General features: G+C 69.8%; 2 protein-coding genes. Both read left to right on the top strand.

Annotated elements, in window-relative coordinates; all coding sequences use genetic code 11:
* Positions 1-1,164: 1,164 nt before the first annotated feature.
* Positions 1,165-1,860 carry a hypothetical protein gene (locus TR49_RS39265; protein WP_152627717.1) on the top strand — a complete coding sequence of 232 codons (696 nt, stop codon included), beginning with the start codon at positions 1,165-1,167 and terminating at the stop codon, positions 1,858-1,860.
* A gap of 76 nt (positions 1,861-1,936) precedes the next feature.
* Positions 1,937-2,896 (top strand): COG1361 family protein, encoded by a 960-nt coding sequence (locus tag TR49_RS39270; RefSeq protein WP_042391241.1) that lies wholly within the window; start codon positions 1,937-1,939, stop codon positions 2,894-2,896.
* Positions 2,897-3,069 lie beyond the last annotated feature (173 nt).

Genomic DNA, 3,069 nt, shown 5'->3' on the forward strand with positions numbered 1-3,069 from the left:
CCACCCCCCCCCAGCGCCGGACCCGCCGGTCGGTGATCCACCGCGCGTGACCCCCCACATCCGGATCCCCCTTCGGCCACGGCCCCCCGCGCCCCACCGAGCCGAACGTACTCGCCAGGGCATACGCCCTGGCCTCGTCCTCATCCATCCCGCCCGCCCGGATCCCCGTCCGATACGCACCCCGCAGCGCATCAACGACCCCCTGCCGCGTTCGAACGAACATCAGCGGATGCTCCGGAAGCAGACACAACGCCTCATCCCGCATTCGCCGCGCCTCCCGCGCCGCCGCCAGCGCAGACCACCCAACCGCCCGGTCCCGCGACCGTTCCTTCCTGCCCCGGCTCGCCTTCCCCATCCGCTCCCCCCACAATGCGACCAGCTCACACCCCAATGCTTCCCAAACCACTCACGCCCTGACCCACACATCGCCCGACCCCACGCGACGGAAAACCACACCAAACCCGCAGGAAGCAACAGTTGACCGCAGCCAGAGCCATCCACCCCGACCCGGAGCCCGCGGCGACCCACGTACATCCCTGGGGACCCGGCCAGAGCAGCCGACACCCTCCGCTCAAGCCCTGACTCACACATCGCCCGGCTCCACGCGACGGGAAGCCACGCCAAGCCCGCAGGATGCAGCGGTTGACCGCTGTGAGGGCCACCCACCACGGCCCCGGGGCCCGCGGCGACCCACGCACATCCCTGGAGGACCCGGGCAGAGCAGCCGACGCCCTCCGCCCGGACGCGGCCACCCAGGACCGCGCGCGAAGAGGCGCCGAGCCCGCCGCCAACGCCGGACGAACCCTCACTCCACAAGTCCGCGCCGTCCGCACCCGCCAGCATGCCGACCAGCCCCACCAGGTGAGAGCCACCAGGTGAGGCCGACCGGGTGGGCAGGGCCAGCGTCCCCGGCGGCCAAGGCGACTGCTTCACGCACAGGTCTTCCCCTCCAGAGGTGCACCTCCCGCCCGGCGCCGCCCGGCAAGAGCGCCCCACGCACTACACCCGCGAACCCCAATTCCGCCGAGCACGCGGCGCGCCATCTTGCCGGGGAAAAGCCGTACCTGATGACGTGTTCCACGTCAGCTAAGGACATCCCTGATATCCGATGCTGCCGTTTTCGGTCGCCCTGTCCGCCGCTGGCCCGTTCCTCCGGGAGTCGCTGTGCACACACGAAGTATCTCCGTCGTGGCCTCGGCCGCTGCCCTTGTCCTGCTCCAGCCATGCCTCGCCGTCGCCGCGACCGGTTCCGCAGGCGCCGCCGCGGGCAACCAAGGCGCCCCGGATCGACCGCTGTCCGTGAACACCGTCACCGACAAGGACAGCCTGCAGCGGCCCCACCTTCCCCTTCGCTCCGGCCACGGGCCAGGCCGGCCCACGACCCGTCGAAGCCAGGGAACCCTACGGGCGGCCGACCCCGACTCCACCGTCACGTTCGACGTCACCTCCGGCGCGTTGTCGATGTCCGCGCCCGCGAGCGCCAGCCTGGGCTCGGGAGCGCCCGGCACCACGATCAGCGGAACACTCGGTCCGGTCACCGTCACCGACGACCGAGCCCTGCTGTCGGCATCCTGGACCGCGACCGCATCCGCGTCGGACTTCACAACCGGCGCGGCGACGCCACCCGAAACGATCCCCGCCACCGACACCACCTACGACCCCGGGACGATCACGACCACCGGCACCATCACCACCACCGGGACGCCCGTGACACTGAGCAACTCCGCCCAGACGGTGGTCACCGGCACCGACGGCGTCGGAGACAACACCGCGACCTGGAACCCCACCGTCTCCATCTCCACACCCGCCAGCGCGGTCGGCGGAACCTACACCGGAACGCTGACCCAATCCGTTGCCTGACACGCTCACCGGTGCACGCCGATACGCCGCCCTGCTACTGGTGCTGACATTCCTTCAGGCCGTATGGGTGGTCTCGATGAGCCAGCAGGCTTCGAGGGCGTCCTCCCCCCCAACCCCGGCCGCCGGCACCGCCATCGGCATCAAGCTGCTCGACGCCCCGGAAAACCGCCGCGCCGACCCCAGAGCACAGGCCTACATCATCGACCACCTCGCCCCCGGCCAGACCATCGAACGGCGCGTGGAAGTCACCAACGAAGCACCCACCCCGATGCACGTCGACGTCTACACCGCAGCGGCCACCATCGGACAGGGCAAGTTCACCTTCGCACCGCAGCACACCCCCAACGAACTGACCGGCTGGACGTCCTTCGACAAAACCACCCTTGAACTCGCGGCCTCCGAAACCACGCGGGTGCGCACCACCATCCAGATCCCCAAAGACGCCACCGCCGGGGAACGATACGCCGTCATCTGGGCACAAACACCCATCGCCGTCGACCGCGACCACTCCCACAACCTGACAGTCCTGGGCCGAGTAGGCGTCCGCATCTACCTCGACGTCGGCCCCGGCGGCGACCCACCCTCAGACTTCAAAATCGAACGAATCTACGCAACCCGGGCCCGTGACGGCCGCCAGGAAGTCCACGCCCAGATCCAAAACACCGGACACCGCGCCCTGGACATCAAAGGCACACTGACCCTCTCCGACGGACCAGGCAAACTACGCGCCGGACCCTTCGCCGCCACACCCGGCACCACACTCGCCCCGGGCGACCACGCAGAGGCCATCGTCCCCCTGGACGCACGGCTGCCGGACGGCCCCTGGACCGCCGAACTCACCCTCCAAAGCGGACTGATCGAACACACCCAGCGCGCCACCATCACCTTCCCGACCCCCCACACGGCCACAACAACCGCCGCGTCGGTCACCGGGCAAGGACACCTCCCCATCCTCACCACCGCCCTGCTCGCCGCCCTCACCCTCACCATCTCCCTCCTCCTCCCCAAACTCCTCCACCACCACCAGCGCCGGTAACCACCCCACCCCCACCCCGCCAGGCACGGCCGAAGCCGAAAGAACTCAACCACCAGCACAACCCCACAGCACCCCCCACCGGCACCGGTCGACTCCCGGGCCCACAACCAGCCCGTAACCGCGACCGACCGCGCACTCGAAGAAGTGAACCGTCCCCCGTCCAACGCACCCTG

This window comes from Streptacidiphilus melanogenes (assembly GCF_000787835.1).
In the GTDB taxonomy this organism is placed as follows: Bacteria; Actinomycetota; Actinomycetes; order Streptomycetales; family Streptomycetaceae; genus Streptacidiphilus; species Streptacidiphilus melanogenes.